A 4,814-nucleotide genomic window follows, 5' to 3' on the forward strand; every position below is an offset into this window, starting at 1 on the left:
AAAAAAATAATGAAGAATCAAATGAAGAAATTAAGTTACGAATATCAAAGAAAAGATATCAATAATTATGTTATGCTCTGTACTATTTATAAGTGTTTTAGTAAAGAAAATAGGTATTATATTTAGTGAAGAAGATTTAAATTATAAAAAAGAAAGTATACAAAAAGTAGAAAGTAGTGAATTATCAAATCAAATTACTGGCAAGTATATAGTTAATGATATAAAAGATGATACTACTATAACTTATTTTAAAAAAGATAAAATAATAAATTATATATTAAATGAAGAATTTCCAATAGATGATATTTTAGATAAAAAAGAGAATAAAGATACCGTATTTTTTGAAGTGAAATCTTCATATTATGATGAAATTATTTATCATACATATAAAATTAAAGTTTTAGATGGGAAAATAAAATACATATATGAAGATGGAAGTGAATCTATTGAGTATAGGCTTTTAAATAAAAATCAAGTGATAAAAGAGATAAATAAAATATATAAAGAAAAGAAATATAATAAAGAAACATTAGATGAGTTAGAAAAATGGCTAGATATAAAAAAAGAGGACATAAATAAAGTTTAATAAAATATAAAAATCCTAAATTCATGATAGAACTTAGGATTTTTATATTTTATTAAATTCCTAGTAGAATTAAAAACTAAAATAAAGATACCTATTAAATACTTTAACAAACTTTATCTTAAAAATAAAAAATAATATATATGTAACAAATATTACAGATTTTGTAAATTGCATACTGTATAATATTTTTAATACAATTAAAAAGGAGCAACTAATGACTAAATATAGTAGATTACAAAAAGATATAAATGGAAAAAAAAGATATACAATTAGTCCATATATAGAAGCTGGATTTATTACACCAGATAATCTTATAAAGATAGGTGAAATAGCTAAGAAATATGGTGGAGGGTTAAGAATTAATTCGACTCAAAACATATCTATAATAAATTTAAAAGAAGAAGATTTAGAGTCAGTTTGGAAAGAACTAGATATGAAGCCAGTAATAAGACATAAATATGCATTAAAAAATATTGAAATTTGTTCTTCAAATTTTTGTAGAATGTCAAAGTATCCAAGTATAGGACTAGGAATGAAAATAACTAGACAATTTTATGGAATTGAACTTCCTGGTAAAGCTAAAATAGGAGTATCTGGGTGCAAAAATTCATGTATAAGTGCTTACTCTAAGGATATAGGTGTAGTAGTTGATGGAAATGGAAAACTATTTATAACAGTTGGAGGAATTGCTGGCTTAAATCCAAGATCAGCAAATATATTAGTTGAAAATATAAATGAAGATGAAGCATTAGAAACGGTAAAAAATATTTTAAGTTATTATAATAAATATGGAAAAAGTGGAGAAAAACTTGGAAATTTAATAGCTAGATTAGGGATAGAAAAATTAAAAAAAGAATTACTAAGTAAGTAAATTGTTATAAAAAATAGGTAGCAAAAAAATAACTATGATTAAACATAAAATAAATTTAAATATAAAATGTCGAAAATGGTAAAAAATAGTAAAATATTCTGAAAAAAAGATGAAAAAAGCACGTACATATGCTAATATAATTTATAAGTGAGATATATAGAGGGAGGGATTTATATAAGTTTAGAAGAATCAATATTAGTTCATATTCCAGAAATAATATCTATATATTTATTTATGAATTATATCTTAGGAAATATAGTAACAAAAAGAAAGTCCATTAAGATAGCTATGATATATTGTTTAATTTTTTTAGTAATTTCAAACATTATGGATATGGGAGATATTAAATTATTAAGGATACTATTAATGCTATTAGTATTTTATTTATATACAAAACCAAAATTGACACATTGTATAATGGCATACAGTTTAGTAGTAGGGATTAAGTTTTTATCAGAATTATTAATTGTAACAATTATTAAAATGATGGGATTAGATTTTAGTATTCTAATACAAAATGAAGTTATTAAACTTTTAATATTTAGTATACCAACAGTATTACTGTTAGCAATTTGTTTTATTGGAGATAAGAAAAATATTAATATATCAGATAAGATAACTAATAAAAATATAGATATAAATAAATTTATTCGAAATATTATAATAGTACTAAGCTATGGAGTAATTGTCTTAGTATCTATAGGTGTATTTTATGTAAATAAAGTAATAAAAGTAGGGCAAACAAATGAAAACATATTACAAATAATAATCATAGTGTTTTGTATCGTATCATTGACTTGCTCAATAATATCGATAATATCTATAAATAAAAATAAACAATTAAAAAAAATAGAAAATAATCTTATTACAAAAAATATACAACAAATGGAAGAAACAGTAAACCTATTAAGAACTCAAAAACATGATTACATGAACCACCTGCAAGTGATATTAATGCAAGTATCTAAGGGTAATAATGAATCTGCAAGAGATTATATATTAAGTATGTCAAATAATATAGGAAACAATGATGTCTATTACAACACAGGAAATGACTATATAGATGCAGCTTTAAATATAAAAAAATCTCGTGCTATTAAATATAATATTGAACTTACTGCATGTGTAGATAGCTCATTAGAAGATATAGAGCTATTAGAGTCAGAATTGAATGCAATTATTTTAAATATGTTGGACAATTCAATTGAAGAACTTAAAAATAGCAATAAAAAATATAAATATATACACTTAGATATATACAAAGAAGACAATTATCATAATATATCGGTTAAAAATAATGGTAGCAAAATTGAAGATACAAATAAAATATTTGAAATGGGATATTCATCTAAAGGAGAAAATAGAGGATATGGCCTATATGCAATAAAAAAATTATTAAAATCATATAATTGCAATATTGAAGTATATAGTGATGAAGAAGAAACTGAATTTTCTATACAGGTTCCTATAAAAACTGAATTACTATATACTTAAGCTAAAGTCTATAAATAAATACTTTTTAAGTATTTATTTATAGACTTTTTATTATATAGAGTGTTTATAAGAAAATATAATCAATATAGCAATATATTTTATATATTAAATAGAATAAAAAAATGAATATTCCAAATAATACTAATGCAAGTAATTAGTAGAATAATTTATATCTTTAGGAGGTATGGATATGGAATATCCAATGTTTTGTTACCAATGCGAACAAACTGTAGGAGGTAAGGGATGTACTAAGATGGGTGTTTGTGGGAAAACACCGGAAATAGCTAATCTGCAAGATTTGATTATATATCAAATAAAAGGAATAAGTTGTTATGCAAAAGAGATTATAGAAAAAGGTGAAAATATAGACAAAGATATAGTTAGATTTGTAGAAAATTCTTTATTTACAACTCTAACAAATGTAAATTTTGATGCAGACGTACATGTAGAGCTACTAAAAGAATCCCAAAAGATAAAAGAAGCATTAAGAAGCAAAGTAGGAAGCATTAAAAATACTACAGAACATGCCACATATAATTTAAGTGAAACTAAAGCAGAAATGCTTAAAGATTCTAAAAAAGCTGGTATAATGTATGATCAAGATCTAGATGCAGATATACGTTCTTTAAGACAGACTATAGTATATTGCTTAAAAGGAATAAGTGCCTATGGACATCAAGCAAGAGAATTAGGATACTTTAGTGATCAAATAGATAATTTTTATTTTAGAGCTCTTGAAGCTACAACAGATGATACATTAACATTAGAAGATTTAATAAGATGGACTATGAGGGCAGGAGATATGAGTGTAGCTGTTATGCAGAAACTAGATGAAGCTAATACCACAATATATAAAAATCCATCACCTCATAAAGTAAATGTACATATCAAAAAAGGTCCATTTATAGTAGTTTCAGGCCATGATTTAAAAGACCTTGAAATGATACTTGAACAAACTGAAGGTAAGGGAATAAATATATATACTCATGGAGAGATGATACCATGTCATGGATATCCAGAATTAAAAAAATATTCACATCTTGTAGGTAACTTTGGTGGTGCATGGCAAGATCAACAAAAAGAATTTGATAACATACCAGGATGTATACTTATGACTACTAACTGTCTTATGAGACCAAGGGATTCTTATAAAGATAGAATATTTAGTACAAATGTTGTTGGATGGGATGGAGTCAAATTTATAGGCAAAGATTCAGAAGGAAAAAAAGATTTTAGTGAGATAATAGATAAAGCATTAGAATTAGGTGGATTTGAAAAAGATGAAGAACCGCATGAAATACTAGTTGGATTTGGACATCATGCTACCTTAAGTAATGCAGAGACTATAGTTAATGCAGTAAAAGACGGAAAAATAAGACACTTCTTCTTAATAGGTGGATGTGATGGAGCAAGACCAGGTAGAAATTACTATACTGAATTTGCTCAAAAAGTACCTGAGGATTGCATAATACTAACATTAGCATGTGGAAAATATAGATTTAATAAATTGAATTTTGGAGAAGTTGCAGGGCTTCCAAGATTGCTAGATGTAGGACAATGTAATGATGCATATTCAGCAGTAAGAATTGCTACAGCACTTGCTGATGCTTTTGATACTGATGTAAACGGGTTACCATTATCTATAATTTTATCTTGGTACGAGCAAAAAGCTGTAGCAGATTTACTAGCATTATTGTCTTTAGGAATGAAAAATATTTTCCTTGGACCATCATTACCTGCTTTCTTAAGTCCAAATGTACTTCAGTACTTAATAGATACATTTAACTTAAAAGCGATAAGTACTCCAGATGATGATTTAAAAACTTGTTTACAGCAAGGTGTATAAATTTAAATCTTACAATT

At 25.1% G+C, this 4,814-nt stretch carries 4 protein-coding genes; all 4 read left to right on the plus strand.

Features of this window, described 5'->3' with window-relative positions; translation table 11 throughout:
* Window positions 1-67 precede the first annotated feature (67 nt).
* The 4 genes from BN899_RS06555 (at window position 68) to hcp (ending at window position 4,797) form a co-directional block, all read left to right on the plus strand.
* Window positions 68-586, plus strand: coding sequence for a hypothetical protein (locus BN899_RS06555; protein ID WP_042273964.1), 519 nt, complete (start codon window positions 68-70; stop codon window positions 584-586).
* Window positions 587-800: 214 nt separating this feature from the next.
* The gene (locus tag BN899_RS06560; RefSeq protein ID WP_042273966.1) at window positions 801-1,457 is read left to right on the plus strand and encodes a nitrite/sulfite reductase domain-containing protein; all 657 of its coding nucleotides are present in this window, start codon (window positions 801-803) and stop codon (window positions 1,455-1,457) included.
* Between the two features lie 147 nt (window positions 1,458-1,604).
* Window positions 1,605-2,951: a sensor histidine kinase gene (locus BN899_RS06565; protein ID WP_042273968.1), complete on the plus strand. Its 1,347-nt coding sequence runs from the start codon at window positions 1,605-1,607 to the stop codon at window positions 2,949-2,951.
* Between the two features lie 190 nt (window positions 2,952-3,141).
* A complete protein-coding gene (gene hcp, locus BN899_RS06570; RefSeq protein ID WP_330362475.1) occupies window positions 3,142-4,797 on the plus strand; it encodes a hydroxylamine reductase in 1,656 nt (551 codons plus the stop codon).
* The last annotated feature ends 17 nt before the right edge of the window (window positions 4,798-4,814 follow it).

It is taken from the genome of Faecalimicrobium dakarense (genome assembly GCF_000499525.1).
Classification (GTDB): Bacteria; Bacillota; Clostridia; order Peptostreptococcales; family Peptostreptococcaceae; genus Faecalimicrobium; species Faecalimicrobium dakarense.

Bases quoted from the DNA above. Each gene is read 5' to 3' on its own strand.
- BN899_RS06555 (WP_042273964.1), top strand. From the start codon at position 68: ATGTTATGCTCTGTACTATTTATAAGTGTTTTAGTAAAGAAAATAGGT.
- BN899_RS06560 (WP_042273966.1), top strand. From the start codon at position 801: ATGACTAAATATAGTAGATTACAAAAAGATATAAATGGAAAAAAAAGA.
- hcp (WP_330362475.1), top strand. From the start codon at position 3,142: ATGGAATATCCAATGTTTTGTTACCAATGCGAACAAACTGTAGGAGGT.